Annotated in this window: 23 protein-coding genes; 14 read left to right on the top strand and 9 right to left on the bottom strand. The window is 66.0% G+C overall.

What is annotated here, in order from left to right:
* Position 1 precedes the first annotated feature (1 nt).
* The 4 genes from M1D44_RS13140 (at position 2) to M1D44_RS13125 (ending at position 4,168) form a co-directional block, all read left to right on the top strand.
* Positions 2-1,165 carry an ABC transporter substrate-binding protein gene (locus tag M1D44_RS13140; RefSeq protein WP_316852802.1) on the top strand — a complete coding sequence of 388 codons (1,164 nt, stop codon included), beginning with the start codon at positions 2-4 and terminating at the stop codon, positions 1,163-1,165.
* A gap of 68 nt (positions 1,166-1,233) precedes the next feature.
* Positions 1,234-2,052, top strand: coding sequence for an enoyl-CoA hydratase/isomerase family protein (locus tag M1D44_RS13135; RefSeq protein ID WP_024976812.1), 819 nt, complete (start codon positions 1,234-1,236; stop codon positions 2,050-2,052).
* A gap of 49 nt (positions 2,053-2,101) precedes the next feature.
* Entirely contained in the window at positions 2,102-2,980 is an 879-nt protein-coding gene (locus M1D44_RS13130) for a PhaM family polyhydroxyalkanoate granule multifunctional regulatory protein (protein ID WP_024976811.1), read from the top strand.
* 3 nt (positions 2,981-2,983) lie between these two features.
* The gene (locus M1D44_RS13125) at positions 2,984-4,168 is read left to right on the top strand and encodes a patatin-like phospholipase family protein (RefSeq protein WP_051541470.1); all 1,185 of its coding nucleotides are present in this window, start codon (positions 2,984-2,986) and stop codon (positions 4,166-4,168) included.
* On the opposite strand, the gene M1D44_RS13120 is transcribed toward M1D44_RS13125, so the two are convergent.
* Entirely contained in the window at positions 4,169-4,864 is a 696-nt protein-coding gene (locus M1D44_RS13120) for a glutathione peroxidase (RefSeq protein ID WP_024976809.1), read from the bottom strand.
* A 404-nt stretch (positions 4,865-5,268) separates the two neighbouring features.
* Between M1D44_RS13120 and M1D44_RS13115 the strand changes: the two genes are divergently transcribed.
* Both M1D44_RS13115 and rfaE2 read left to right on the top strand, forming a co-directional pair.
* Complete coding sequence (locus tag M1D44_RS13115; protein ID WP_009239234.1) at positions 5,269-6,123, top strand: ferritin; 855 nt, start codon at positions 5,269-5,271, stop codon at positions 6,121-6,123.
* Between the two features lie 74 nt (positions 6,124-6,197).
* Entirely contained in the window at positions 6,198-6,695 is a 498-nt protein-coding gene (gene rfaE2, locus M1D44_RS13110; protein WP_316683814.1) for a D-glycero-beta-D-manno-heptose 1-phosphate adenylyltransferase, read from the top strand.
* A 4-nt stretch (positions 6,696-6,699) separates the two neighbouring features.
* Here rfaE2 and M1D44_RS13105 read toward each other — a convergent pair whose 3' ends face one another.
* The 3 genes from M1D44_RS13105 to M1D44_RS13095 form a co-directional block, all read right to left on the bottom strand.
* Positions 6,700-7,485 carry an SPOR domain-containing protein gene (locus M1D44_RS13105; RefSeq protein ID WP_112186129.1) on the bottom strand — a complete coding sequence of 262 codons (786 nt, stop codon included), beginning with the start codon at positions 7,483-7,485 and terminating at the stop codon, positions 6,700-6,702.
* Between the two features lie 101 nt (positions 7,486-7,586).
* Complete coding sequence (locus M1D44_RS13100) at positions 7,587-8,468, bottom strand: type III pantothenate kinase (RefSeq protein ID WP_316852801.1); 882 nt, start codon at positions 8,466-8,468, stop codon at positions 7,587-7,589.
* Positions 8,465-9,346: a biotin--[acetyl-CoA-carboxylase] ligase gene (locus tag M1D44_RS13095; protein ID WP_316683812.1), complete on the bottom strand. Its 882-nt coding sequence runs from the start codon at positions 9,344-9,346 to the stop codon at positions 8,465-8,467. Before M1D44_RS13095 ends, M1D44_RS13100 begins: the two co-directional genes overlap by 4 nt.
* Before the next feature lie 186 nt (positions 9,347-9,532).
* On the opposite strand from M1D44_RS13095, the gene M1D44_RS13090 reads away from it, so the two are divergent.
* The 5 genes from M1D44_RS13090 to M1D44_RS13070 all read left to right on the top strand — a co-directional run bounded on the left by M1D44_RS13090 (position 9,533) and on the right by M1D44_RS13070 (position 14,486).
* Complete coding sequence (locus M1D44_RS13090) at positions 9,533-10,657, top strand: MlaE family ABC transporter permease (protein ID WP_024976804.1); 1,125 nt, start codon at positions 9,533-9,535, stop codon at positions 10,655-10,657.
* On the top strand, positions 10,654-11,532 hold the full coding sequence (locus M1D44_RS13085; RefSeq protein WP_024976803.1) for an ABC transporter ATP-binding protein: 879 nt from the start codon (positions 10,654-10,656) through the stop codon (positions 11,530-11,532). Before M1D44_RS13090 ends, M1D44_RS13085 begins: the two co-directional genes overlap by 4 nt.
* The gene (locus M1D44_RS13080; RefSeq protein ID WP_316852800.1) at positions 11,532-12,500 is read left to right on the top strand and encodes an MlaD family protein; all 969 of its coding nucleotides are present in this window, start codon (positions 11,532-11,534) and stop codon (positions 12,498-12,500) included. Before M1D44_RS13085 ends, M1D44_RS13080 begins: the two co-directional genes overlap by 1 nt.
* 9 nt (positions 12,501-12,509) lie before the next feature.
* On the top strand, positions 12,510-13,175 hold the full coding sequence (locus M1D44_RS13075; RefSeq protein WP_112186121.1) for an ABC-type transport auxiliary lipoprotein family protein: 666 nt from the start codon (positions 12,510-12,512) through the stop codon (positions 13,173-13,175).
* Between the two features lie 120 nt (positions 13,176-13,295).
* Positions 13,296-14,486 carry a VanZ family protein gene (locus tag M1D44_RS13070; protein ID WP_316683810.1) on the top strand — a complete coding sequence of 397 codons (1,191 nt, stop codon included), beginning with the start codon at positions 13,296-13,298 and terminating at the stop codon, positions 14,484-14,486.
* Here M1D44_RS13070 and M1D44_RS13065 read toward each other — a convergent pair.
* Together M1D44_RS13065 and M1D44_RS13060 are read right to left on the bottom strand one after the other, a co-directional pair.
* Positions 14,474-15,718, bottom strand: a complete 1,245-nt coding sequence (locus M1D44_RS13065) for a rhizoferrin export MFS transporter (RefSeq protein WP_316852799.1) — start codon at positions 15,716-15,718, stop codon at positions 14,474-14,476. The two genes, M1D44_RS13070 and M1D44_RS13065, sit on opposite strands and share 13 nt — an antisense overlap.
* Positions 15,715-17,679 (bottom strand): NRPS-independent rhizoferrin synthetase, encoded by a 1,965-nt coding sequence (locus M1D44_RS13060; RefSeq protein ID WP_316852798.1) that lies wholly within the window; start codon positions 17,677-17,679, stop codon positions 15,715-15,717. The genes M1D44_RS13065 and M1D44_RS13060 overlap by 4 nt, the downstream gene beginning before the upstream one ends.
* A 384-nt stretch (positions 17,680-18,063) precedes the next feature.
* On the opposite strand from M1D44_RS13060, the gene M1D44_RS13055 reads away from it, so the two are divergent.
* Together M1D44_RS13055 and M1D44_RS13050 are read left to right on the top strand one after the other, a co-directional pair.
* Complete coding sequence (locus tag M1D44_RS13055) at positions 18,064-18,282, top strand: hypothetical protein (protein WP_024976797.1); 219 nt, start codon at positions 18,064-18,066, stop codon at positions 18,280-18,282.
* A gap of 86 nt (positions 18,283-18,368) precedes the next feature.
* Complete coding sequence (locus tag M1D44_RS13050) at positions 18,369-20,471, top strand: phosphocholine-specific phospholipase C (RefSeq protein ID WP_316852797.1); 2,103 nt, start codon at positions 18,369-18,371, stop codon at positions 20,469-20,471.
* A gap of 180 nt (positions 20,472-20,651) precedes the next feature.
* On the opposite strand, the gene M1D44_RS13045 is transcribed toward M1D44_RS13050, so the two are convergent.
* The 3 genes from M1D44_RS13045 to M1D44_RS13035 form a co-directional block, all read right to left on the bottom strand.
* Positions 20,652-20,954, bottom strand: coding sequence for a hypothetical protein (locus M1D44_RS13045; protein ID WP_112186114.1), 303 nt, complete (start codon positions 20,952-20,954; stop codon positions 20,652-20,654).
* Positions 20,951-22,021, bottom strand: coding sequence for a DMT family transporter (locus tag M1D44_RS13040; RefSeq protein ID WP_112186112.1), 1,071 nt, complete (start codon positions 22,019-22,021; stop codon positions 20,951-20,953). Before M1D44_RS13040 ends, M1D44_RS13045 begins: the two co-directional genes overlap by 4 nt.
* A 187-nt stretch (positions 22,022-22,208) precedes the next feature.
* The gene (locus M1D44_RS13035) at positions 22,209-23,654 is read right to left on the bottom strand and encodes a helix-turn-helix domain-containing protein (RefSeq protein WP_024976793.1); all 1,446 of its coding nucleotides are present in this window, start codon (positions 23,652-23,654) and stop codon (positions 22,209-22,211) included.
* 269 nt (positions 23,655-23,923) lie between these two features.
* Here M1D44_RS13035 and M1D44_RS13030 point away from each other — a divergent pair, with 269 nt between their 5' ends.
* The gene (locus M1D44_RS13030) at positions 23,924-25,447 is read left to right on the top strand and encodes an aldehyde dehydrogenase family protein (protein ID WP_316683802.1); all 1,524 of its coding nucleotides are present in this window, start codon (positions 23,924-23,926) and stop codon (positions 25,445-25,447) included.
* Positions 25,448-25,459: the final 12 nt, after the last annotated feature.

Genomic DNA, 25,459 nt, shown 5'->3' with positions numbered 1-25,459 from the left:
AATGCAGCGACCGAAGTGGCGACATGCGGGCGTACTGGTCGGTTTGGCTTTGCTGTCTTCCGCCGCGCTGGCGGACATCCGCATCGGGGTGACGGTGTCGGCCACTGGGCCGCAGGCCTCGCTGGGGCAGCCCGAGAAGAACGCCACCACGCTGTGGCCGCGCGAGATCGGCGGCGAGAAGGTCGACGTGATTGTCCTGGACGACGCGTCGGACACCACGCGCGCTGTCACCAACACACGCAAGCTGATGAGCGAGTCCAACGTGGACGTGATCGTGGGCTCGTCCACGACACCGAATACGCTGGCGATGATCGACGCCGCGGCCGAGGGGAAGACGCCCGTGATTTCGCTGGCCTCATCCGCCAGGTTGGTCGAGCCGATGGATGCGAAGCGGCGCTGGATCTTCAAGACGCCGCACTCGGATTCGCACATGGCATCGCTCATTGCCGAGCACGCCGCTGCGCATGGCGTGAAGACCATCGCCTACATCGGTTTTGCGAATGCGCTGGGCGAGGCCTTCCTGGCGGAGGTGCAGCGCTTTGCTGATCTCAAGCACATCCGCATCACCGATACCGAGCGTTTTTCGCCCACCGACAACAGCGTGACCGCGCAGGTGCTGCATCTGCTGGCCAACAAGCCCGACGCGGTGGTGATTGGCGGCTCCGGAACGCCCGCCGCGCTGCCGGCCCGGGCGCTGGCCGAGCGCGGCTACACCGGCAAGATCTACTTCAATCACGGCGTTTCCAACAACGATTTCGTCAGGCTGTGCGGCAAGGATTGCGAAGGCGCCTACGTGCCGACCGGCCCCGTGATGGTCGCCGCCGAATTGTCCGACACCAACCCTGCCAAGAAGCAGGCGCTGGATTTTGCGCGTCGCTACGAGGCCGCCTTCGGCAAGGGAAGCGTGTCGATCTTCGCCGCCTACACGGGTGACATCGGCGTGCTGTTGCAGCGTGCGGTGCCGGTGGCGCTCAATCGGGCCAAGCCGGGCACGCCGGCCTTTCGCGAGGCGCTGCGCGACGCACTGGAGCAGGTGCGCGATCTGCCCACCAGCACCGGCGTGGTCAACATGAGCCCGCAAGACCACGTGGGCCTCGACCAGCGCGCCCGCGTGATGGCGCAGATCCGCCGCGGCCAATGGCATTTGGCCGATACCGCAAAGTGACGGCGGCGCACATCCCGCGTTGCACGTGCGATCTCATCCGCTATGCTTGATCCATTACCTCGGACGCCATGACCTCGCTCGCTCCCCGCTTTGCCCGCTATCAGGCGCTGACGCTCGTCCAGCACGGCCCCATCCTTGAAATCGTGATGGGCGCGGCGCAGTCGGCCAACCGCAAGCTGTCCACTGCCGATGCCGGCCTGCACCGCGAGCTGGCGGAGATCTGGCGCGATGTGTCCGCCGAGCCCTCGGTGCGCGTCGCGCTCATCCGCGGTGAGGGCAAGGGCTTCTCGGCCGGCGGCGATCTGCACCTCGTCGAGCAGATGGCCGAAGACTTCGACGTGCGCACGCGCGTCTGGCACGAGGCGCGGGACCTCGTCTACAACGTCATCAACTGCGACAAGCCCATTGTCAGCGCCATGCACGGCCCGGCCGTGGGGGCAGGGCTGGTCGCCGGATTGCTGGCCGATATTTCCATCGCCGCCAAGGACGCCCGCATCGTCGATGGCCACACCCGCCTGGGCGTGGCAGCGGGCGACCATGCGGCCATTGTCTGGCCGCTGTTGTGCGGCATGGCCAAGGCCAAGTACTACCTGCTGCTATGCGAGTCCATGACGGGCGAGGAGGCCGAGCGCATTGGGCTGGTCTCGCTAGCCGTGCCCGAAGCGGATCTCGTCAACTGCGCATTCGAAATCGCCGAGCGCTTGGCGGCGGGTTCGCAGACGGCCATCCGCTGGACCAAGTACGCGCTGAACAACTGGTTGCGCTTGGCGGGTCCAAGTTTTGATACATCGCTGGCGCTTGAATTCATGGGTTTTGCGGGCCCCGACGTGCGCGAGGGCATTGCGAGCCTGCGCCAGAAGCGTCCGCCCACGTTTGATGGCGCCTGATAGGAAACACGCCCGTGCGCCCGACCCCGACCGATTTGTAGGAGACACCATGTTCACCCAGATGCCCAATTTCGCCGAAGGCGGTTTCGATTTTCTGCGCAAGCTGTGGGGCGGCGGCTTTGCCGGGATGGCCGGTGGCGGCATGCCCAACATGGCCAGCTTTGCCGCGCCTCCGATGGATCTCGAGGAAATCGACAAGCGCATCCACGACCTGCGCGCTGTTGAGGGCTGGCTGCAACTGAACGCCAGCCTGCTGCGCACGGCAATCCAGGGCCTGGAAGTGCAGCGCGCCACGCTGGTGGCTTTGCAGACCTTCGGCTCCGCGCTGACGCCCGATGCCATGAAGTCCGCGTTCGACGGCCTGACGCCGAGCGCGTCCTCGACTGACGAAGAATCCAAGCCCGCGTGGCCGCACACGGCCGCCACAGCCAAGCCGGCCGAAGACGAACCGCCGCCCGAAGACGAGGCCGAGGCGGAAGAAGACACTGACGACGACCAAGCCGAAGCCCGCGCCGAGAATGTCCAGGCTCAGGCCCAGGCCGCCGCGCAGGCGCAAGCTGCCGCACGTGCCGCCGCAGCCGCGCTGGACCCCTCGCCGTGGTGGAACATGCTGCAGCAGCAGTTCAACCAGATCGCCAGCTCCGCTGCCGCCGCCATGCCGATGCCGCAGAACCTGATGCCGGGTTTCCCAGGAGGCTTCCCTGGGTTTGCGGGGGCTCCGGGCGCGGAAGGGCTGGACGCGGCGCCGGAAGACATCGAAGACAAGACGGCGCCGGCCAAGCCCAAGCGCGCTGCCGCCAAGCCGGCGCAGAAGCCGGCCACCAAGACGCCTGCGGGCAGCACGGCCAAGCCAGCCACCAAGAAGGCGGCTGCCAAGAAAGCGCCGGCGAAATCTGCGCCGCGCAAGCCCGCCAACGACACGCCCTGATCGATGTCGCCAGACTGCACTGCGCTCTTGATGATGGGCGGCGGCGCGCGGGCCGCCTATCAGGTGGGTGTGCTGCGCGGCATCGCGGAGTTGGCGCGGGAGTACGCGCCGGGGGTGGCTCGCACGCCGTTCGACGTCATTTGCGGTACGTCGGCGGGGGCGATCAACAGTTTGGGCCTCGCACGCGGCGCACAGGATTTCACGCTCGCCACCGAGGCGCTCACCCAGCTCTGGGGCAGCCTGCATGCCGATCGTGTCTATCGCACGGACGTGGGCCGCGTGGGCTCCAGCGGTGCCCGGTGGCTGACCGCGTTGGCGTTCGGCTGGATGACCGGCCGCACGCCGCGCGCGCTGTTCGACAATACGCCGCTGCGTGAACTGCTTGAGTCGCAACACGACGGTCAGCAGGTGCAGGCCGCATTCGATGCCGGAGCGCTGCGCGCGCTGGCCATCACCGCGCTGTCATACACCACTGGGCGCCATGTCACGTTCTATCAGTCGCCGCATGTGGTGCTGCCGTGGCGGCGTTCGCAACGGATTGCGGTATCCGACGAGATCGGCGTCTCGCACATGCTCGCCTCGTCGAGCATCCCGTTCATCTTCCCAGCCGAGCCGGTGCCGCTCGAAGGTAACGACGAATGGTTCGGCGACGGCACGATGCGCCAGATGTCGCCGTTGAGCCCGGCCATTCATCTGGGCGCGAATCGCATTCTGGTGGTGGGCGCCGCGTCTCGCTCGCAGCCGGGCTGGTACGACACGGTGCCGGCGTCCGGCTATCCGTCGCTCGCGCAGATCGCGGGGCAGGCGCTGGCGAGCATCTTTCTTGACGGGCTCTCGGCCGATATCGAGCGGCTGCAGCACGTCAACGCAGTGGTGGCCCGCAACCCCGAGATTGCCGACGCGCGCGACGGCTGGCGCAAGATCGAAGTGCTGGTGATGGCGCCGTCCGAGCGCATCGAGCTGATTGCCTCGCGCCACGTGCAGCGCCTGCCGGGCACGGTGCGTGCGCTCCTCAAGCCGCTGGGCGGCACCGAAGCGCGCGGTGCGGCATTCGCGAGCTATCTGCTCTTCGAACCCGAGTTCACGCAAGAATTGATCGACCTGGGCGAGCGCGACGTACAAGCCCGTCGCGACGAGCTGGCCGCGTTCCTGTACGGCGCGATTCCTGACACGATGCGCGCAGCCTGATCAGCGCGACGAGCGTGTCGACGGTTCAGCCAACAGCGCATCGATGCGCTTGATGAGCGCGGGGTCGCTCGGCTCGATGCTGCTCGGGAACACCGCCGCTACGCGGCCGGTGCGGTCCAGCAGATATTTGTGAAAGTTCCACTTGGGCGGCTGGCCCGTCTGCGTCGCCAGCCACGAATACAGCGGCGACGCGCCCGCGCCAACCACCGCTGTCTTCGAGAACATCGGGAATTTCACGCCATACGTGTTGTAGCAAAAGTCGGCGATCTGCTTGCTGTTGCCGGGTTCTTGCTGAAAGTCGTTCGACGGAAAACCCAGCACCGCCAGGCCCTTGTCGCGGTACTTCGCGTACAGCGCTTCGAGCCCTTCGTACTGATGCGTGTAGCCGCAATAGCTGGCGGTGTTGACTACCAGTACGACGCGGCCGGCGTACTGGCAGAGGTCTTGCGGCGCATCGTCCTGCAAGCGCTTGACGCGAAAGTTCAGGCTGGCGGGGCAGGCGCCTGCGGCAGCCGGTGCTTGCGCGGTGGTTGGGGCGCTCGAAGTGGCGGCATGCCCCGTGCGTGGCAGCAGCAACGCGATCACGGCAATGGCAATCGCAATGGCGATCATCAGCAGATGATGTCGACGCAGCACACCCGACGCGTGCAATTGCAGGCGCGGCCTACGCGCGGAAACGGTGGCAGAAAGCAACATGGCGAATCTCCAAAAGCGGACGCTCAGCCGGCGAGCCGGAATTTGTCTTCAGTCTAGGGTATAACGCCCCGGGGTCGCCTCAGGTGAAATGTGCGGTATGCGTTGCGCGCCATTCGCCCCACGAATTGCAGCGCTTCCTATACTGGAAACCTTGCCCGGCGGTGCCCGGTCTGACACAAAAGACGGACGGCCACCGCGCTGCCGATCACATCGCGGCGTACCGCGAGACAATGCGCGATCGCATCGCGTGTGAGGGGGTCGCCAAGCCACGTTGCGATTGTGGCGCCGGCAGGCCTGTTGTCACGAGGAAACGGGCGGCGCAGAACTTTGCTCCGGCAACCACGAAAATCGGGGGCTGGTCAAGCATGTCTGCTAGAATCCGCCTGCAAATTCAAAGGCTTACCATGCTCTATCCCGAATTGTTCAAGTCGTTGGAAGCGGTCCGCTGGAATATGGAAAAGGATATTCCGTGGGACACGTTCGATGCGTCGCTGCTGACCGACGCGCAAGCGCAGACCATCAAGATGAATGCCATCACCGAGTGGTCTGCCCTGCCGGCCACCGAGATGTTCCTGCGTGACAATCGTCACGACTCCGATTTTTCGGCGTTCATGAGCGTGTGGTTCTTTGAAGAGCAGAAGCACTCGCTGGTGCTGATGGAATATCTGCGCCGCTTCCGCCCTGAGCTCGTACCGACCGAAGAAGAGTTGCACAACGTGCGCTTCGAGTTCGATCCGGCCCCGCCGCTGGAAACGCTGATGCTGCACTTCTGCGGCGAGATCCGCCTGAACCACTGGTATCGCCGTGCCTCCGAATGGCACACCGAGCCGGTCATCAAGGCAATCTACAAGCATCTGTCGCAGGACGAAGCCCGCCACGGCGGCGCCTACCTGCGCTACATGAAGAAATATCTCGGCCAGTTCGGCGACAGCGCGCGCAGCGCATTCGCCAAGATCGGCGTCTTGATGGCTTCGGCGCGCCGCACCGAAAAGCCGCTCCACCCGACCAATCTGCACGTGAACAAGGCGCTGTTCCCGCAAGACACCGTGCAGTCGCGCCTGCCGAACCCGGACTGGCTGGAGCACTGGCTGGACGAGCAGATCAAGTTCGACGCCGGCTGGGAAAAGAAGGTCATCGAGCGCATCCTGCACAACATGGGTCTGCTGTTCGAGCGCACCTTCGAAACCGTGCAAGACCTGAACCGCTACCGCAAGGAACTCAACGCACGTCTGCTCGGCTCGGCCGAACAAGCTGCCTGATCCTTGCCACTGGCAGTGAGCGGCCCATCGATTCGATGGGCCGTTTTGTTTTCCACCCCGATTTCGCCTTCGCCATGACCGCTCGCCAGCCCGCGCCCGCCTTTGAACAGAAGATCTGCGACTCCGTCGATGTGGAAGCCCGCGTGCGTGCCTTGCCGCGCCCACTGGTCTTCACCAACGGCGTGTTCGACATCCTGCATCGCGGGCACGCCACGTATCTGGCGCAGGCGCGCGCACTGGGCGCTTCGCTGGTGGTGGGCGTGAATACCGATGCCTCGGTACGGATGCTGGGCAAGGGTGACGACCGCCCGCTCAATGCGGAGGACGATCGCCTGGCCGTGCTGGCTGCGCTGGAAGCGGTGAGTCTGGTGGTGTTGTTTGCCGAGCGAACCCCGGTCGAACTCATCCAGCGCGTGCGTCCTGACATCTACGTCAAGGGCGGCGACTATGACATCGATGCGCTGGAAGAAACGCGTGTCGTGCGTAGCTGGGGCGGCACGGCGCTGGCGATTCCCTTTGAGCACGATCGCTCGACAACGGCGCTGCTCAAGCGCGTGCGCGCGTCGTCCTGAACGCTTAGCGCGATGCCGTGACTGCCGCGCAAGCGTGCAGGTCTTCGGCTCCCAGCGTTTTCTTCAGTGCGGCCAGTTGGGCTACGACGCCCGATGCCGCATCGGCGGTGGTGGTCACGCGTAGCGAGGTCTGCGAGCCGAGCCGGCGCGTTTGCGTGACCACGGCCGTGCGCACATCCTTGGCGCGCAGTTCGTCCAGACGCTGCTGCGCGCGCTCCTTGTCGCGGAACAGACCGAGCGACACCACAAACGTATTGCCTTCCTGCACGATGGCTGAATCCGCCACGTTGCGGCGTTTGAGTTCGGCCACCTTGCGATCGGCGTCGTCGCGCGTGTCGCGGGCCGGCATGTGGACCCACCAGCGGTTGTCTTCCTGGCGCGTGATGCGCTCAACCTGCACGCCGGCCAGCTGCTTGAGCTGGTCGATGCCTCGCGTGGCCTGTGCTTCGGTCAGGCCGCCGAGTTCGGTGCAACTGCCGCCGCTGTCAGAGGTGGTAGTGGTGGTCAGAGCCGTATGCTCGATGTTCGCTTGCGGACTCGATGCGGCAGGCGCCGACGCCGCCGGCGGCGAGCCCGGCGCCGATTGGGGTAAGGCGGTGGCCGGTGCAGAAGCGGGTGCCGGTTCGAGAATACGGATTGCTTCGGTGCGGATCTGACGGCGCATGCGATCGGGCTCGCGCTCGCTCTCGAACCACGCCTTGGACACTTCTGGCCCGAACACGCCGGTATTGGCCGCGAGCAGAACGCCGTTGACGAGCAGCAGGAGCAGCAGGGCGAGGCGAAGCGTCATGGTGCGAACGGACGTGGATTCGGACGGTGGCTCGGAATGCAGGAACACAGCAGCAACAACGGTAAGACGTCAGACGAAAAATGCAGCCCGGCCGACCGAGGCTAGGCCAGCGTCGCGGCACCTTCCCGGCGCGCGCGCGCCAGCACCTGCAGGCCGAGCAGCACGAGATTATCGTGCATCTGGAACGGCATGCGCAGATGCGGCCCCAGCGCGGCGCGTGCTCCGCCGCTCAGCACGCAGCGTGCCGGGCCGGGGTATTGCTTCTGCAGTGCCATCCACGTCTGCGCAATTGCGCCCGCCTGTGCGATGACGCAGCCCAGCGCGATGGCGTCCTGCGTATTGTCGGCCCAGGGCGGCGCAACGACGTCGCCCGCACTCAGGTAGCTGACATCGACTTCGGGCAACTGCGCCGTGTTGCGCGACAGCGCGCGCATCATCAATGTGAGGCCGGGAAGGATCAGGCCGCCGGCAAACAGGCCATCGGGCGTGACGATGTCGAGTGTGGTGGCGGTGCCTGCGGTTACCAGCAGCAGGGCCGCGTCGGGCCACAAGTGGCGTGCGCCGACCGCGCCAACCCACCGATCAGTGCCAAGCTGCGTTGGGTCGCGATATCCGTTGCGCAGGCCGGCGGTGGCATCTTCCGACGCGGCAATGCGCACGCGTGCCCCGTCGAACACGCGGGCGATGCGCGCGGTGAGTGCATCGCGCAGTGCCGGGCCAGCCACTGCACTGATCCATACCTCGGGTGGGGCAACACCGGAGGCGTGGCAATCGCGCCAGTCTTCCACCAGTTCAGCCAATCGATCGTGCGCACGGGCGCCCGCATGCTGCCAGGGTGTGCCGCCGGGTTCTTCGGGCAGGGCGAGTTCGGCATCGGCACCACCGGCAATCCATGCCCACTTGATGCGCGTATTTCCCGCGTCGATCAGCAACAGCGGACGGGCGGGGGCGGCGTGCGCGGCAGAGACTTTCAGGCGCGTCATGGCTGTTCCGCGTCTGCGCTGCGCAAGGAAACCTCGCCGCTGTGGATCCACTGCACACGTCCGCCCGATTCGATCGCCAGCCGGCCTTGTGCATCGATGCCATGCGCCACGCCTTCGAGCACCATGGTGCCGTCCTGCCACAGGCGCACCCGCTCGCCGGCAAAGGCATCGCGGGCGGCAAACGGCGCAACGAACGGCGCCAGGCCCTGTGCGCCGAAGCGCTGCAGGTGTTCACCCAGCGACGTGAGCAGCGCCGAGAACACGGCATTCGGCTCTGGCGCATCCACCAGTTCTTCCACGCCTGACAGGCCGCGGCCCAGCGTGTTTTCCAGCACGCGCGGCCGTTCCAGGTTCAGGCCGATGCCGATGACGGCCCAGGTCCGGCCCGGCTCTGTCCGCACGGTCTCGACCAGGATGCCGGCCAGCTTGCGCCCCGCAATTTGCACATCGTTGGGCCATTTCAGTGCGAGCGCCTGTCCGCTCCCGCCCCGGGCGTCCGCGTACCCAGCCACGGCGTCGGCCACGGCCACACCCACGGCCAAGCTCAGTCCGCCAAGCTGCGCGGGCTCGCCCGCAAAGGCGCAGGCGATGGAGAAGGTCAGGCCGTGGTCGCCACCCCACGGGCGGCCTTGGCGACCGCGCCCGGCGGTCTGGCGCTGCGCGGCCAGCACGCGCGCGCCCAGCAGCGGCGCGGCGCTGGCTGGGGCGGGAATCGTCGTGCTGGCAGGCCAGGCGGCATCACGCACGGCGGCCATCAGGTCGGCGCTGGTGGAGCCGGTGGTCTCAACCACATCGACAGGCCAGTTGGCAGCCGGGCCGCTGGGCTGGATGCGCTCGCGCGCAAGGCGCCACCGCGCGGAGGGTTCGGCAAGAGACATAAAAAACGGGCGATCAAGTTCGCGCTAAGAATGCGCGCATTGTACGAGCGGTGCTGCAAACACGGGGCTGGCGCTTGCTTCAAGCGATGCAAAGGCCTCACAGTGTGGCAGCCAGTGTGACAGCGTTTGGCGGCGCGTTGGCTACAATTCGACCGATATCCGGCATCACCGCTTACGGAGAACCGTTTGATCACCTGCCGTACACCGCAGCTTGAGGTGCGCGTTGTCGATGGACGCTCCGTCGCCTTTCTCTCCGGCGACTGGACCACGCTCGCGCTGGCCGAGCGCGCAGGCGTGCGCAGCGCACGTCAGCAGATCCGCGCCGGGCTGGACAACGCCAACGCGTGGTGCCTGACCGAAGTCGGCCGTATCGACCACTTTGGCGCGCAACTGCTCTGGCGCGCCTGGGGCAACCAGTGGCCCGAACACCTGGATGCCCGGCCCGACCAGCGCCGCATGCTCGATCGCGTTGCCAAGCTCGACCCCGGCGGCTGGAAGCAGCGCTTGGCGCCGCGCATGAACCCGGTGGCGATCCTCGGCGAGGGCATGCTCGATTTCTTCGATCACGCCCGTAACGGCATCGCCATGGTTGGCCAACTGATGTTCGACTTCGGCAGGTTCGTGCGCGCGCCGCATCGCGGGCCGTGGCGCGAGATCTCCGCCAACATCTACAGCACGGGCTACAAGGCGCTGGGCATTACGGCGCTGGTGGGTTTCCTGATCGGCATCGTGCTGAGCTATCTGTCGGCCAACCAGTTACGCGTGTTCGGGGCCAGCATCTTCATCGTCAACATTTTGGGGATGGCCATCATCCGCGAGCTTGGACCGGTGCTGGCTGCGATTCTGGTGGCCGGGCGTTCGGGGTCAGCCATCACTGCGCAGATCGGCGTGATGCGGGTGACTGAAGAGCTGGATGCGATGCGCGTGATGGGCATCTCCCACGGCTTTCGGCTGATTCTGCCCAAGGTGATTGCGCTGGCGATTGCCATGCCGCTGCTGGTGGCGTGGACGGATCTGCTGGCGCTGGCGGGCGGCATTCTTGCGGCCAAGTTCCAGCTCGATATCAGCCCCACGTATTTCATCACCTCGTTGCCCGATGCGGTGCCGGTGGCCAACCTGTGGCTCGGCATCGGCAAGGGCGTGGTGTTCGGCATGCTGATTGCGCTGGTGGCGTGCCACTTCGGTCTGCGCATCCAGCCCAACACGCAGAGCCTGGGCGAGGGCACGACTACGTCGGTGGTGGTGTCGATCACCATTGTCATCCTCGCGGATGCCGTGTTCGCCATCCTCTTCAAGGACGTCGGGATATGACGCGCCCCCGCCATCCGCATATCGAGCATGCCGGGGCGCCGCCGGCGATCACGCCCGCGCGCGAACGCGTGATCGAGGTGCGCAGCGTCACCAAGCGCTATGGCAAGGTGACCGTGCTGGACAACATCGATCTGGACGTGTTTCGCGGCGAAGTGCTTTCCATCGTCGGCGGCTCGGGCAGCGGCAAGACGACGCTGCTGCGCCAAGTGGTGGGGCTGGAGAAACCCACCTCGGGCACGATCCACATCTTTGGCGAAGAGCTGACCTGCCAGGTGGGCAACGATCTGCAGTCGATGCGCAACCGCTGGGGCATGCAGTTCCAGCACGGCGCGCTGTTCTCTGCGCTGTCCGTGATCGACAACGTGGCGTTGCCGATGCGCGAATTGCGCACATTGCCCGACGCGTTCGTCCAGCGCGTGGCGATGCTCAAGCTGCAGATGGTGGGGCTCAAATCGACCGATGCCGACAAGATGCCGTCGGACCTGTCGGGCGGCATGATCAAGCGCGTGGCGCTGGCACGGGCGTTGTCTCTGGAGCCGGAGTTGGTGTTTCTGGATGAGCCGACCGCCGGGCTGGACCCGCGCGCATCGGACGATTACGTTGCGCTCATCCGCGAGTTGCGCCAGGAGCTGGGCCTGACCGTGGTGATGGTGACGCACGATCTCGACACCCTGGTAGCGCTGTCCGACCGCATTGCCGTGCTGGCGGATCGCAAGGTGGTGGCGGCCAAGCCGCTGGAGCAGATCATTCAGATCGATCATCCGTTCATCAAGGAATACTTCCTGGGTGAGCGGGGCAAACGGGCCCTGATGGCGCTGGGCCCGCAGATGACGGAGGCGGTGGCTGCAGCCTCGCTTTCGACGCAGGAGGATTGATGGAAAACAAGGCCCACGCATTCCTGGCCGGGCTGTTCACGATCGGGCTGGTCATCTTCATCGGGCTGGCCGTCATGTGGTTCAACCGCGACCAGACCGTACGCGTGCCGTACGACGTGGTCACGCGTTCCACCGTCAACGGGCTGAACCCACAGGCTTCCGTGAAATATCGTGGCCTGGACGTCGGCAAGGTCGACAGCATCCGCTTTGACGACAAGGTGCCGGGGCAGATCGTCGTGCGCGTGCTGGTCGACAAGGATGCGCCCATTACCACCACGACGTATGGCCGCTTGGCGTACCAAGGTGTGACGGGTCTGGCCTACGTCCAGCTCGACGACCGCGGCTTCGACAACAGCCAGCACGCGCCCAGCCCGGTGCGCCTGGCCACATCCCAGAAGGACCCCGCTCGCATTCGCATGGAAGCCGGCTTCCTCGACGAACTGGACAAGCGCGGCGACCAGATGCTCTCTAAGCTCGATCAGACGCTGAACTCGCTGTCGATCATGTTTGACGACGAGCACCGCCAGCAGGTCACGGCGTCGCTGCAATCGTTCCAGAAGACGATGGACGCCTACAGCACGCTCGCGCAGCAGGCAGAGCCGACCGTGCGCCGTCTGCCCAAGATTGCTGACAACCTCGATTCCACGCTGGTGGCCACGCGCAAGCTCACGCAATCGCTGTCCGACCCGAAGGGGCCGTTGATGACGACGCTTTCCGGCGCCGGGACCGATCTGACGGCGGCGACGCAATCGATGCAATCCGCCGCCAACGTGCTGACCTACGAAACGCTGCCGCAACTCAACGGCTTTGCGCGTGAGGCTCGCCAGGCTGTGCGCGGCTTCGACCATGCCGTGACCGACTTCAACGCCCGGCCGCAGAGCGTGCTGTTTGGCCCCGCGCCCGGCGCGCCCGGCCCCGGTGAGACCGGCTTCACCGCGCCCGCCGGCCGCGCTTCGGCCCAGCCCTGAGGAGATTCCATGCCGATGTTCTCTGCTGTGTTCCGCCGCTCGCACGCGCTGCCTGCTTTGATGGCGCTGTCGCTTCTGGCAGCTTGCTCAAGCGCCCCCGTGGCGCCCGCCGCGCTGTATGACTTTGGGCTCGCGCCGGCCACCAGCGCAGGCGCACGCCTGCCCACCGCCTTGCGCGTGGCCGACGTGGCCGGCCCCGGCTGGATGGATGGCAACGCCATCTACTACCGCCTCGCCTATGCGCAAAGCCAGCGCACCGACGCGTACGCCAACAGCCGCTGGGTGGAATCGCCTGTGAGCCTGTTCGACGCGCGCTTGCGCAATGCGGCGGCCGCGCGCGGCCATGTGGTCGGCTATCCCACGCCCGATGTGCCGAGCTTGCGTATCGAACTGGTCGACTTTTCACAGGTGTTCGACAGGCCTGAAGCCAGTCGGGGCGTGGTGCGTCTGCGGGCAACGGTGTCACTGGCGCGCGGGGTGATCGACCAGCGCGTCGTGCAGGCCGATGCGCCTGCGCCCAGCCCTGACGCTGCGGGTGGGGTGACGGCGCTCACGCAGGCGTCGGACAAGGCCATCGGCGAGGTGCTCGACTGGGTGGCGGGTTTGCCGCTGGCGGCGCCAACCCCGGCCGCGCCCACAACGCCCGGGGCCGCATTTGGCACACGCCGACGCTGATACCTCGACCTCTCCACCGGATGGAGGAACCATCCGTGAAGAGCGGCATCGGACGCTATCATGGGCGGCTTCTTCCGGGCATGTCCGCTCCTCCTCCTAGATAGATAGCTGCTTCTTCCGGTGACGGACTTCCACTCGCAACCCGCCGCACCCACTCCGCATCGCCACTCGCCGCTTGCACGCGCCGGGCTGGGGTGGTTCGTGCTGCTGGTCGTCTACGCCAGCCTGTATCCGTTTGCCGGCTGGACGGACACCGGCGTGTCGCCGTTTGCCTTCCTGAGCGCACCGCTGCCGCGCTACAACACCGGCTTCGACCTGCTCACCAACGTGTGGGGCTACATGCCGCTGGGCATGCTGACGGTGCTGGCGCTGCACCCGCGCATCACGGGCTGGCGTGCGGTGTTGCTGGCCCTGCTGGCGGGGTTGCTGCTCTCGGGCGCCATGGAAGCGATCCAGACCTATCTGCCCACGCGCGTATCCTCCAACGTCGATCTGGCGACGAATACGCTGGGCGCGCTGCTGGGCAGCATCGTCATGCTGCCGTTTGCGGCGCGGCTGATCGACCGGGGCGGGCTGCGCCGCCTGCGCCGCCGCTGGTTCGAGCCGCATGCGACCTTTGCGATCCTACTGATGCTGGCGTGGCCGTTTGCGCAGATTTTTCCGCAGGAATTTCTCTTCAGCATGGGTGGGGTGATCCGCAGCATCCTGCTCGATCCATCGCCGGATGCCTTTGTGGTCAATTTCCTCAACGGGTGGTTTCCGGAGCTGTTCGACTGGCAGGACAAGCTGACTGCGCACCCGGAAGCGCTGCAGCGCCAGGAACTGCTGGAAGCCCTCATCACCGCTTGCAGTTGGATCGGCACGGGGCTGCTGGCCAGCGTGGCCATGCGCCGCGGGGCGCCCATGCTGCGCCTGCTGGCCGCGTTGCTGGCGGGCGCGCTGCTGGTGAAGGCGGGGGCGACGGTGCTGCAGTTTCCGCTGGGCGGCGCGTGGGATTGGCTTTCATCCGGTGCGCGTTTCGGGCTGGTCGTCGGCTCGCTGGTGCTGGTGCTGCTGGTGCGCCTGCCGCGCTGGCTGCGCGGGGCGCTGGCCATGGCCCTGCTGATCGCGCTGATCATCCTGTCCAACGTGCTGCCGCCGAGCCCCTATTCGTGGGTGTCGGCGCAAAGCTGGCGGCTGGGGCGCTTCGTCCACTTCAACAGCCTGTCGCAATGGATCGGCTGGCTGTGGCCGTTTCTCGGCCTTGGCTACCTCGCCTGGCGCGCCGAGCAGACACAGCTGCAGCGGCGCGCCGGACGTCAGGCGCGTTGAGTCTGCCCCACCGCCGATGCTGCGTGTGGTGAGGCTGCGCGGCGTATGACCAGCAGGGCAAGCAGTGCCGCCAGGTACATGGCGGTCATGGCGACAAAGCCCGCACGCCATCCGAACAGGCCCGTCGACAACGCCGCCACGCCCAGGCCGATGAGCGCGCCGCCCTTGGCTGCACTGCTGCACAACCCCAAAGCAAAGCCTTGACGATCTTCCGGGCTGGTTTCTGCCACCAGGCTGTTGAGGACCGGCAGCAGGCCGCCCAGGCACAGGCCCCACGCCAGGCGCGCAGCAATAAATGCGACCTCCCCTTGCGCAACCCCTTGCCAGAGTGCGGTGACGCCGCAGACGGCGGTCAATGCGCAGACACGCCCTAGCGTGACGTGCACGGGCAGGCCCGCAAAACGCTTTGCCCACCAGCGCGCAGACAGCGCCAGTGTCGCGGCCGTGGCGCTGTACGCCAGACCGGCCAGCATCACCGAGCCATGCAGCGTCTCGGTGATATACGGCGCGAGGAAGCCTTGCGGCATGACGCGTGCCGCCTGCACCGCCACTGTGCCGAGCAACAGGCCGATCACCAGGGCGCCCAGCGGAGCGCGACGTATCTGGCGAGCATCGGCGTCCGGCTCGTCTACGGACTGCGCGGCGGGCTTGATCGCGGGCAGGCAGAACATCGCCAGCGGAATGCACGCCAGGATCACGACCGCGCCCGCCGTGTTGGCCATGCGAAAGCCCATCCACCCCACGAGCCACGCGCCAACCGGCGGCGCCATGAAGCTGCCGCACGCCGTGACGGTCTGCAGATCGGCGAAGACTCGCCGGCGCATGTCGGCCGGCGCCACGCGCATGGCGTAGATCTGGGCGGCGGCCAGAAAGCCCGCCAGCCCGCCTTGCACCGTGCGCGCCAGCAGCACGCTTGCTGCTGAGTCTGCATAGACCGACCACAGTTGTGACGCGGCCAGCGCGACCAGCGCCCGCAGGATCATCGGCTTGGGCCCGACACGGTCGGCCAGGCGCCCCCACCATGGCGCGGTGACGAGCGTGGCGGCCATCGGCGCAAAGTACGCTGCGCTCGCCACCCACGCGAACGGCACGTGCGGCACCGGCGACAGCTCACGCAGGAACAGCGGCCAGAACGGCCCCGTCATTTCCATCGCGCCCATTGAAAGGGCCTGGATGACGAGGAGCCACCGGATGGCCCCCCGCCACGCGTCCACAGTCGTTGCCGGGTTCATGCGCGAGCGGCTGCAGCCAGCGGGTTGGGCAGCGCGGCGTGCATGTCGTCGGACTGGTCGCGCAGACGCATGCGGACGAACGTCTTGAACGTCCACGGTGCGTCGAGCAGCGCGTGGCGCTCGCGCGCCCAGGTGTCGGCATCCAGCGCTGCGCGGTTGGCTTCAAACACGGCCTGCATGGCGTCATGCCATTGGTGCAGCCCGACGGCGCTACCGTGCTCGGGAAACAGCGCCAGGGCTAGTTCACCGATATGGCACAGCAGGAAGGCGTGGATGAGCTTCTTGCGCGGAATGTCCCGATCGGGATACGTGGTGTGGCCGGCACGGAACGGCTCGATCGAAAAGCCCTGTGCCTGCAGCGTCGGCAACGCGATCTTCACGTCGCCAAAGTCACGCACCACCAGCCGCACCGGCATGCCGGCCTCGTCGATGACGACGAAGGTGTTCTGCTGATGCGCCTCCAGAGCAATGCCGTAACGCAGATAGAGGCCGACGATGGCCGGAATGGCGACGCGCAGGTACGCGTTGAAGAAACGCGCGGCCCGCTCGGCGCGCGTGCCATCGGCTTGGCGCGCCAGCACTGTGTCAAGCAGCAGGGGCGCCGCTGCGTGCGTCATGTCCGCGGTGAAGTCCGGCGTGAAGAGGGCACCGACCGGCAGCAACCGCGCGGTTCCGGCAATGCGTGTGGTGGGGTTGTCGCGCACGATCATCGACAGATGCCGGGCGCGATCGTCCTCCGTGCCGGCCACGTGAATGCCGTGGCGTTCGGGCACGATCGACAGGACGTTCGCCAGTCCTGCGTCGGTCGCGAGGATGCGTTCCAGCAGGGCGCTCACGCGCGGCCCCATCACGGCCGATTTGGGCGACACGGTGCGCTCAACGCTGGTCAGCCGCATGCTGACCGGCAGCTTGAGCATCGGGCCGCCCGGCGCATCGGTCGCGGCCACCGTGCGGAATGACATCGTCGGACGGGCGGCAATGCTGATATCCGGCAGATTGATCAATTCGCCGGCGGCGAATTCAGGTGCGAAGGTCTCGCCGAGCGTCGTGTCGCGCTGCCACGGATGTACGGGCAGCGGCAGCCACGCTTCGGGCGCGAGCTGGCGTGCCAGCAAGGCTTTGCGAAACGCCGCCATCGCGTCGGGGAAGGTTGCCGCGAACCAGTGGGTGTACGGCTGCACACCCTCCATCGTGGTGACCTGCAGGCGATGCGCCGCGACGGCCACCACGCCGATGGGCACCTGCGCTTCGAACTCCGGTGAGAGCGCGATGACCTGTTCAGGCGCGAGCCCCAGTCGCGTCTTGTAGGCCGGATGCCATGGGTGGCCACCGGTGCCCCACTGCTCGGTGCGCGCCAGGGTGTGCGGCGTGCCATCGCCGCAGAGCAGGGCCAGCGCGTCTTGCGACGCTGCGGTGCGATGTTCGGCGGCGAGACGTTCGCCCCAGGCCAGCCGATAGGCCTGACACAGCGTGTCGTTGTCCTGGCTGTTGTCCAGTTCCGTCGCGAGGCGGGCAATGGCGGCCAGGCGGTGGGCGTCGGTGGCATCGCCAATGTCCAGCATGGGCGCGAGCCAGTTGAGCAGGGCGGACGGACGTTCAATGGGTGCCGGCGGGCGCTCGTGCGCCAGCACGGCGATATCACCGGTCAATGTCCAGCTGCCGAGCGCGCCCGGACGCAAACCAGTGAAACGCAACAGCACGCGCTGCTGCCAGATCGGCAGCAACGTCACATCGGCGCGTGTATCGGCGATGAGCTGGTCGGCATTGAGCAGCGCTTCACGAAACAGCGCCTGCAGCAGGCGCGACAGCACGCGCCGCCGTGCCAGTTGTTGTGCCGCTGACCAATGCTCGGCCTGCACGCCAACTTCGAGCAGCGCGGGAATGGATTCAAGACGGAAGTTGCCGGCCGCAGCTGCGGGTGCGGTTTGGGTCTTGGCGGCGGTATCGGATCGACGTTGCATGAGGGCTCCTACGGGACATGAGCGTGTGCAGGCGAGCGGGGGCTCGACCCTGCAGCACAGGGGGTCCTGATGTAGGGGCCGCTTCAGAGACAGGCGGGAATGCAGCGCTCCCATGGGGAAGCTGCAAGGGAGGCTCGTTCTTCTAGGTATGTGCGCAATGCAAGCAGCCTGATCGGCTGCACGGTGGCGCCATTTGGTGCGCTGCAGTGTAGATGAGAATGATTCGCACTTGCAACACTATTCCATCAATCTGCGAGTTCGGGTGACGGAGCCGGCGCGTGCCGTCGTCACGTAACCGACATGAATCCTTTCTACCTTAGCGCGTGGTGAGTAGACGGCGCGCGCAGCACAGTCGGGCTCGCCGATGTCATCTGGAGGTCATCTGTGTCTGCCAACCGAAATGCCAGCGCTTCACGCCGCGTGCCTGCGTTTGTGGCGGGTGCGGCTGTGCTGTTCGCGCTCGTGTTGAGCGGTTGCGATGCTTCTGACCCACATGTGCCTGCCGTGGTGCGCGCGCCGGCTTCCGTGCCGCCCGCCTCGCCGCCGCCCGCCGTTGCCTCGCAAAACGTCTTGGCACCGCCTGTGATTCATACCGTCGACTGACTTTGCGCGTTGCGTTCAGTCAGTCGCTGCCCCGTGTTGTTCCCCCCCCCACCACCCCCCAAATACACAGACATCAGGACGAGAACATGACCTCCAACAGTCGCCGTGGTTTTCTCCGCTCCGCCGCCCAGTTGGCTGCTGCATCCGCAGCCATGGGCGCGGTGCCCGAAGGCATTCGCCAGGCGCTGGCGATTCCCGCCCATAACGCGCACCGCAATATCGAAGACGTACAGCACATCGTGATCCTCATGCAGGAGAACCGCTCGTTCGATCATTACTTCGGCACGCTCAAGGGCGTGCGCGGGTACGGCGATACGCGCACCGTCACGCTGCCGACGGGCAAGAGCGTGTGGCACCAGCCGATGGCCGGCGGCGTGGGCGAAGTCCTGCCGTTCCGCCCGAGCGCGCCGGATCTGGGCCTGCAGTTCCTGCAAGACCTGCCGCACGGCTGGAACGACACCCACCTCGCCGTCAATGGCGGGCGTTACGACGGCTGGGTCCCGCACAAGGGCACCACGACGATGGCGTATCTCACCCGCCAGGACATTCCGTTCCACTACGCACTGGCTGACGCCTTCACCATCTGCGACGCCTATCACTGCGCCACGCCCACGTCGACCGACCCGAACCGCTATTACATGTGGACGGGCTATGTCGGCAACGACAACGTCGGCGGCGGCCCCGTGATCGACAACGCAGAAGCCGGCTACGGCTGGTCGACGTATCCGGAAGTGCTGGAAGCCGCCGGCATCTCGTGGAAGATCTATCAGGACATCGGCACGGGCCTCGATGCGGCCGGCTCCTGGGGCTGGACGAGCGACGCCTACATCGGCAACTACGGCGACAACTCGCTGCTCTACTTCAAGCAGTATCAGAACGCGCAGCCCGGCAACCCGCTGTACGACAAGGCGCGCACCGGCACCAACGCAGCGGCCGGCGACGGCTACTTCGATATCCTCAAGCGCGACGTGCAGAACGGCACGCTGCCGCAGGTGTCGTGGATTGCCGCTCCCGAGGCTTTCTCCGAACACCCGAACTGGCCGGCCAACTACGGCGCCTGGTACATCGATCAGGTCTTGCAGGTCCTGACCTCCAACCCCGAGGTGTGGAGCAAGACCGCGGTGTTCATCACCTACGACGAGAACGACGGCTTCTTCGACCACCTCGTGCCGCCGTTTGCCTCGTCGGGCAGCAATGGGCTGTCGACGGTCGACACCACGGGCGAATACTTTCCGGGCAACAGCACGTACGGTGCCGGCAGCTACGGCCTGGGCCAGCGCGTGCCGATGCTGGTGGTATCGCCGTGGTCCAAGGGCGGCTACGTGTGCTCGGAAACGTTCGACCATACGTCGATCATCCGTTTCATCGAACAACGCTTCAAGCGCACGCACGGCGTGAAGTCGCCGAACATCTCGAAGTGGCGTCGCGCCGTGTGCGGTGATCTGACGTCTGCGTTCAACTTTGCTACGCCCAACGAGGTGGTGCCTGCATTGCCAAGCACCGCCGCCTACGTGCCGAAGGACAAGCTGCGCCACGCCAGCTACGTGCCGCTGCCGCCGCTGGTGCAGGCCGTGCCGAAGCAGGAAACCGGTGTGCGCCCGTCGCGCGCCCTGCCGTACGAACTGTTCGTGCGCGGCCGCCAGGATGAGGCGGCCGGCAAGTTCCAACTGGAATTCGTGAACACCGGCGACGTGGGCGCTGCCTTCCTCGTCTACACCGCCGGCAGCACCGACGCGCCGCGTACCTACACGGTGGAAGCGGGCAAGCGCCTGTCGGACAAGCTGGCCGTGAACGCCGGTGGCGCGTACGACTTCACGGTGCACGGCCCGAACGGCTTCCTGCGACGCTTTGCAGGCAAGCTCGCGCTGTCGGGCTTGCTGCGCCCGCATGGCCGTGCGTTGGAAGTGAAGGAGGGCTACGACGTGGCCAACGGCAACCTGCAACTGCGTCTCATCAACCACGGCCGTACGCCCACCGTCTTCACGATCAAGAGCGCGTACACGGGCGAGAGCGTGCAGCGCGAAGTGCGCGGCGGTGACGATGCGTCGGTGTACCTCGACCTGCGCAGCCAGTACGCCTGGTACGACTTGACCGTCACGGCCAGCACCGATGCCGGCTTCGAGCGCCGCCTCGCCGGTCACGTTGAGACCGGCCGCGTCAGTGTGTCCGATCCGGCGCTGAGCGCATAAGCGGTATCCAAGTAAAAACGGCCCGCCGGCGTGGTCTGCCGGCGGGCCGTTTTTCTTTTTTGATGCTCCAGTGTCAGAGCTGCTTCGTGTACGTGCGTGCCTGATACAGCGCCAGTGCGCTCAGCCCGACGATCACCACGATCGCCAACACATCGGCAAACGGATAGCCCCAGTAATCGGTCATTGCGTGGTCTCCTTCGGTTCGAGGTCGAGCAGGCCGGTGTCGGCCATGCGTTGACGGCCAAAATCGGTGATGGCGTAGCGGAAGTGCACCTTGCCCGTGGCTTCGTCCAGCGTGTCTTCAGCCGTTTGCACCAGCCCGCCGGAGTAGAGATCCGCGAGGATGGCACGGATGCTGCCCGTCCAGTATTCGTCTTCGGGTTTGCCGTATTCGATGCAGGTGCGATGGGCGATGTCGCTGTCCCACAGCGTGTCGTTGCCCGCGAGCAGTTGCAGGATGTAGCCCTTCGTGTGCAGTTTCATGCGTGCGTCTCCGTGGATGCAGGGGTGGCACCGCCGCGGATCACTTCCAGGTTTTCCGAGCGCTCCGACACCATCACGAAGCCGCCGAAGATCACCAGCGCCAGGCCGATCAGGAAGTACCACTCCGGAAACTGCAGCGTGAAGATGGCGGTGAAGAGGGTGGCGAACATCGCGTAGAACGCGCCCAGCGCTTGCCCGCGCCCCACGCCGATCAGCGGGAACGACTTGTACCAGGCCACCGCGCAGAACGAGAAGGTGACGCCGCCCACGACCAGCCACAGCAGCGCCTTGCTGTGGACAATGCCTGAGGCAATCTCCGTTACCGGCACAGGCACATGCGCAAACAGGGCGATGGCCGGCAGGATGAGGACGACCCAATAGATGGCCTCGGCGGTGTAGCGGATGGAGACCCCGCAGTCAGGGTCGGTCACGTCCATGGCACGGCCCACGATCGCGCCTTCCAGGCCCCAGCCGATCGCCGCCATGGCGCCGCCCAGGTAGCCGATCCACTGATTGCCGCCGCTGTGTGATTCGGCCATCAATGCCGGCGCATAGATCGCCACGCCGCCCAGGATGATGATGGCGATGCCCACCGCCGCCCGCGCGCTGATGCGCTCGTTGTACCAAAGCTTGGCGACCGTCGCGCCCACCACCGGATACAGCAGCCCGGCCACTGCCGCGAACACGGCGCCGACATAGCCCATCGCCAGATACGAGCCGAAGTTGGCCATCAGCCCGCCGACGACTGCCGCAATGAAGTACCAGCGCGAGATCTTGCGGAACTGGCCGATGGTGCGGAAGTAATCGCCCAGCTTGCCGAGAGAGCCGAGCCACACCCACTGGAAGACCGTCACCATGACGCTATGGAACGCCGTGATGACGGCCGCGCAGACCAGGAATGCGCGCGGATCGGACAGGTCCATCGTGGCAAACGGAGATTCATGCCAGACAGCCGTGCCCGGCACGTACCAGGCGCCCCAGAGGATGGCCGCCCATAGCGCCCAGCGGTAGCCCCATTGCAGAGTGCGTTGATGATGTGCCGCGCGGGCGGCGGAGGAAGAGGCCAAAACCGATCTCCTTGTTCTGTAGGCGCCAGGTGCAGGGAAAACGCGTGTGACGCCTTAGTTACTGGAGGTTAAGAAATTAACTGATAGTTCTTTGGAGTCTATGCCGGCCCTCCAGGCGTGCCGGAAAAATCGTGATGGATTGGAAATGTCAGGCGTTGACGTTCGCGACGTCAGTTGACGCCGTAGGCTAGGACGCGCCCGCCTCGGGCACCGTATTGACCACGGTGATCATGTGCAGCGGGGCATCTGTGGCCGGGTCACGCGCCAAGGACGTGGTCATGCGCACCGGCACTGCCGAGCCATCGCCGCGTACCAACTGCAGCGTGAGCGCATACGTGGGCACCGTCCCGGCGAGCAACTCGCCGTATTGGCGCAGATGGCGCGCGAGGTCACTGCGGTGCGTGAGGTCCAGCAGCGTGCGTTGCTGCAGCGCCGCTTCGGACTGGCCCAGCAGCTTGCACAACCACGGGTTGGCGCTCAGGCATCGGCCTTCCAGGCTCACCTGCGCGATACCGATCGGTGCTTGCTCGAACAGCGTGCGCAGTTTGGACTCACTGTCACGGAACGCGGCCTGCGCTTGCACTTGCGCGGTAATGTCCTGCGCCGCGCCGATCATCGTGGGCGTGGCCGCGGAAGGGTCCTGCGCCTCGCCTTCCTCACGAAGGTGGCGGCGCGTGCCATCGGGCAGGGTGATGGTGTATTCGACGCGATACGGCTGCCGTGAGGCGACGGCCCGATCCAACACGGCCTGCACACGGGCGCGGTCTGCGGGAACGATGGCGTCCAGATAACGTGCCATCGTCACCGGCGTGACTTGCGGCGCCCAGCCGAAGAGGCGGTAGGCCTCATCCGTCCAGCGGCAGGCGTCGCTGCCGGGTTCCCAGATCCAACTGCCGAGGTGGGCGATCTGCTGCGCCTTGGCCAGCAGCGCCTCTGAATCACGCAACGCGGCTTCGGCCGTGTGGCGCTCGGTGGTGTCGAGGCTCAGGCCGATCATTTTGACCGGCCGGTCCTGTGCGTCGCGCACGAGCGTGGCGCGTGAGACGATCCAGCGCACCACGTCGGGTGCCGGTGCGATGCGGAATTCATGGGCGTAGACGCCGCCCGCGGTCAGGTTCTGAGCGATTGCCGCCTGCACACCCGGCACGTCTTCGGCAACGACGCATTGCCAGAAATCCTCCAGCGTGCGGATCGGCCGTCCAAACAGGCGCGCGACATTCGGCGAATACGCCACCGCATCCGTCAGCAGGTTCCACTCCCACGTAACCACGCCGGAAATCTCCTGCGCGAAGGTCATGCGCGCCTCACTTTCCATGATCGCGGCGATGTGCTTCTGGCGGCCTTCGCGGGCGCGGGCGTCGGTGGCTAGGCTGGCTTCCAGGTCGGCCAGAGCCCGGTCGCCGTAGCGCAGCCAGAGCCAGTTCACGTTCAGGAAGCGCGCCAGCGCGAGCAGGTTGGCGTATTCGATCTCGCCGCCGCGCGTCCATTTATGGACGGCAGATGGTGACACGCCCAGCGCCGCCGCCACTTGCTTGAGCTGGATGCGACCGCGCGTCAGCACGCCTTTAAGGCGGCCAGCAAAGCTGTCGTCATCAAGTGGGCCGTCGGACGGCGGAAGTGCTGCGGCGGTCATGGGGGCGGATTGACTGGAAGTGATTCGCGACAGTATAGCGTGACAAAAATAGCGAGAATTTATCGATAAATTGCAGCGTTAGGTCATAACGATTGGCCTGGTGCAACTAATTTTTTCTAGACTAGTCGAAAATTCTCCAAAGGTAAATAAAAACACCATCAGTGAATTTCAGGGTCGCCGCATCGGATGGGTGTCTGATAAGACGCCTCGGTGCCGGCATTTCGGGCGCCGACTTCTTTGCGCGCCCATCATCCACCGGGGTACTGGATATGACGCAAGCTTCCCTTTCCACCGATTTCCGTTCCGCCGCACTGGCTCCCCGTCTTGATCTCTATATCGACGGCCAGTGGGTGCAGCCCGAAGGCGGCGTGTACCGCGACATCGTCGATCCCGCCAACGAAAACGTCCTGACGCAGGCGGCCGACGCCTCCGTGGCCGATGCGCAGCGCGCCATCGCCGCCGCCCGTCGCGCATTCGACGAAGGCCCGTGGCGCCAGACCGGCCCGCGCGAGCGTGCACGCCTGCTCAACCGGATTGCCGACGCCATCGACGCCGACGCCGAGAACCTGGCGACGCTCGAATCGCTCAACACCGGCAAAACCATCATCGAAAGCCGCTGGGACATGGACGGCATTGCCGCGACGTTCCGCTACTTCGCGGGCCTGGTCGCCACGGAATCCGGCCTCATCAACGAGGCACCGGACACCGTCATCAGCCGTACGCTGCGCGAGCCGGTGGGCGTGTGCGGCCTCATCACGCCATGGAACTACCCGCTGCTGCAAGCCGCCTGGAAGATCGCGCCGGCGCTGGGCGCGGGCAACACCGTCATCGTCAAGCCGAGCAACCTGACGCCGCTGACCACGCACCGCTTTACCGAGCTGCTGGTTGAGGTCGGCGTGCCGGCGGGCGTGTTCAACCTCGTCACGGGCGCGGGTGAAGCCGGTGCCGAGCTGTCGCGCAACCTGGACGTGGATCTCGTGTCGTTCACGGGCGGCGCGGTTGCCGGCGCGGCGGTCATGAGCGCGGCCATCGGCAACTTCAAGAAGATCGGCCTGGAGTTGGGCGGCAAGAACCCGAACATCATCTTCGACGATGCGGACTTCGATACCGCCGTCGATTACGCGGTCAACGCGGCGTTCTTCCACGCGGGTCAAGTGTGCTCGGCCGGATCGCGCCTGATGCTGCAAGACGGTATCCACGACCGCTTTGTCGATGCGCTGGTCGAGCGCGTCAAACGCATCCGCGTGGGCAATGGCTTCGCTGAAGGCACGGAGATGGGCCCGGTGCAATCCGCCTTCCAGCGCCAGAAGATCATCAACATGATCCAGGCCGGCGTGCAGGAAGGTGCTGTGCTGCGCTGTGGCGGCAAGGCACCGGAAGGCGAGGCATTCCAGCGTGGCTTCTGGCTCGAGCCGACGGTGCTGACCAACGTGCGCGACGACATGAAGATCGCCACCGAAGAAATCTTCGGCCCGGCGCTGACCGTTGAGCGCTTTTCCACCGAAGAAGAAGCCGTGCGCCGCGCCAACGCCACGCCGTTCGGTTTAGCCGGCGCCGTGTGGACGGCCGACCTGAACCGCGCCAACCGTGTGACCCGCGCACTGCGCTTCGGCACCGTGTGGGCCAACGACTATCACCCGTACTTTCCCGAGGCACCGTGGGGCGGCTACAAGGCCAGCGGCATCGGCCGCGAACTGGGCCGCGGCGGCCTGGACGAGTACACCGAACTCAAGCACAGCTACATCAACCTCGCTCCGCAGCCGATGGGCTGGTTCGGCGCGGACGCTGCGTAAGAACGGGAGGGC

This window comes from Ralstonia sp. SA306, from assembly GCF_054792405.1.
The sequence above is the reverse complement of the archived record's forward strand: the minus strand, read 5'-3'. Positions and strand labels throughout refer to the sequence as shown.

What these genes read in the sequence shown, in the direction of transcription:
- M1D44_RS13120 (WP_024976809.1), bottom strand. Translation starts at nt 4,864, where the DNA reads ATGTTGCTTTCTGCCACCGTTTCCGCGCGTAGGCCGCGCCTGCAATTG.
- M1D44_RS13050 (WP_316852797.1), top strand. Translation starts at nt 18,369, where the DNA reads ATGACCTCCAACAGTCGCCGTGGTTTTCTCCGCTCCGCCGCCCAGTTG.
- M1D44_RS13105 (WP_112186129.1), bottom strand. Translation starts at nt 7,485, where the DNA reads ATGACGCTTCGCCTCGCCCTGCTGCTCCTGCTGCTCGTCAACGGCGTT.
- M1D44_RS13135 (WP_024976812.1), top strand. Translation starts at nt 1,234, where the DNA reads ATGACCTCGCTCGCTCCCCGCTTTGCCCGCTATCAGGCGCTGACGCTC.
- M1D44_RS13100 (WP_316852801.1), bottom strand. Translation starts at nt 8,468, where the DNA reads ATGACGCGCCTGAAAGTCTCTGCCGCGCACGCCGCCCCCGCCCGTCCG.
- M1D44_RS13125 (WP_051541470.1), top strand. Translation starts at nt 2,984, where the DNA reads ATGTCGCCAGACTGCACTGCGCTCTTGATGATGGGCGGCGGCGCGCGG.
- M1D44_RS13075 (WP_112186121.1), top strand. Translation starts at nt 12,510, where the DNA reads ATGCCGATGTTCTCTGCTGTGTTCCGCCGCTCGCACGCGCTGCCTGCT.
- M1D44_RS13085 (WP_024976803.1), top strand. Translation starts at nt 10,654, where the DNA reads ATGACGCGCCCCCGCCATCCGCATATCGAGCATGCCGGGGCGCCGCCG.
- M1D44_RS13080 (WP_316852800.1), top strand. Translation starts at nt 11,532, where the DNA reads ATGGAAAACAAGGCCCACGCATTCCTGGCCGGGCTGTTCACGATCGGG.
- M1D44_RS13035 (WP_024976793.1), bottom strand. Translation starts at nt 23,654, where the DNA reads ATGACCGCCGCAGCACTTCCGCCGTCCGACGGCCCACTTGATGACGAC.
- M1D44_RS13045 (WP_112186114.1), bottom strand. Translation starts at nt 20,954, where the DNA reads ATGAAACTGCACACGAAGGGCTACATCCTGCAACTGCTCGCGGGCAAC.
- M1D44_RS13065 (WP_316852799.1), bottom strand. Translation starts at nt 15,718, where the DNA reads ATGAACCCGGCAACGACTGTGGACGCGTGGCGGGGGGCCATCCGGTGG.
- M1D44_RS13140 (WP_316852802.1), top strand. Translation starts at nt 2, where the DNA reads ATGCAGCGACCGAAGTGGCGACATGCGGGCGTACTGGTCGGTTTGGCT.
- M1D44_RS13095 (WP_316683812.1), bottom strand. Translation starts at nt 9,346, where the DNA reads ATGTCTCTTGCCGAACCCTCCGCGCGGTGGCGCCTTGCGCGCGAGCGC.
- rfaE2 (WP_316683814.1), top strand. Translation starts at nt 6,198, where the DNA reads ATGACCGCTCGCCAGCCCGCGCCCGCCTTTGAACAGAAGATCTGCGAC.
- M1D44_RS13115 (WP_009239234.1), top strand. Translation starts at nt 5,269, where the DNA reads ATGCTCTATCCCGAATTGTTCAAGTCGTTGGAAGCGGTCCGCTGGAAT.
- M1D44_RS13130 (WP_024976811.1), top strand. Translation starts at nt 2,102, where the DNA reads ATGTTCACCCAGATGCCCAATTTCGCCGAAGGCGGTTTCGATTTTCTG.
- M1D44_RS13060 (WP_316852798.1), bottom strand. Translation starts at nt 17,679, where the DNA reads ATGCAACGTCGATCCGATACCGCCGCCAAGACCCAAACCGCACCCGCA.
- M1D44_RS13030 (WP_316683802.1), top strand. Translation starts at nt 23,924, where the DNA reads ATGACGCAAGCTTCCCTTTCCACCGATTTCCGTTCCGCCGCACTGGCT.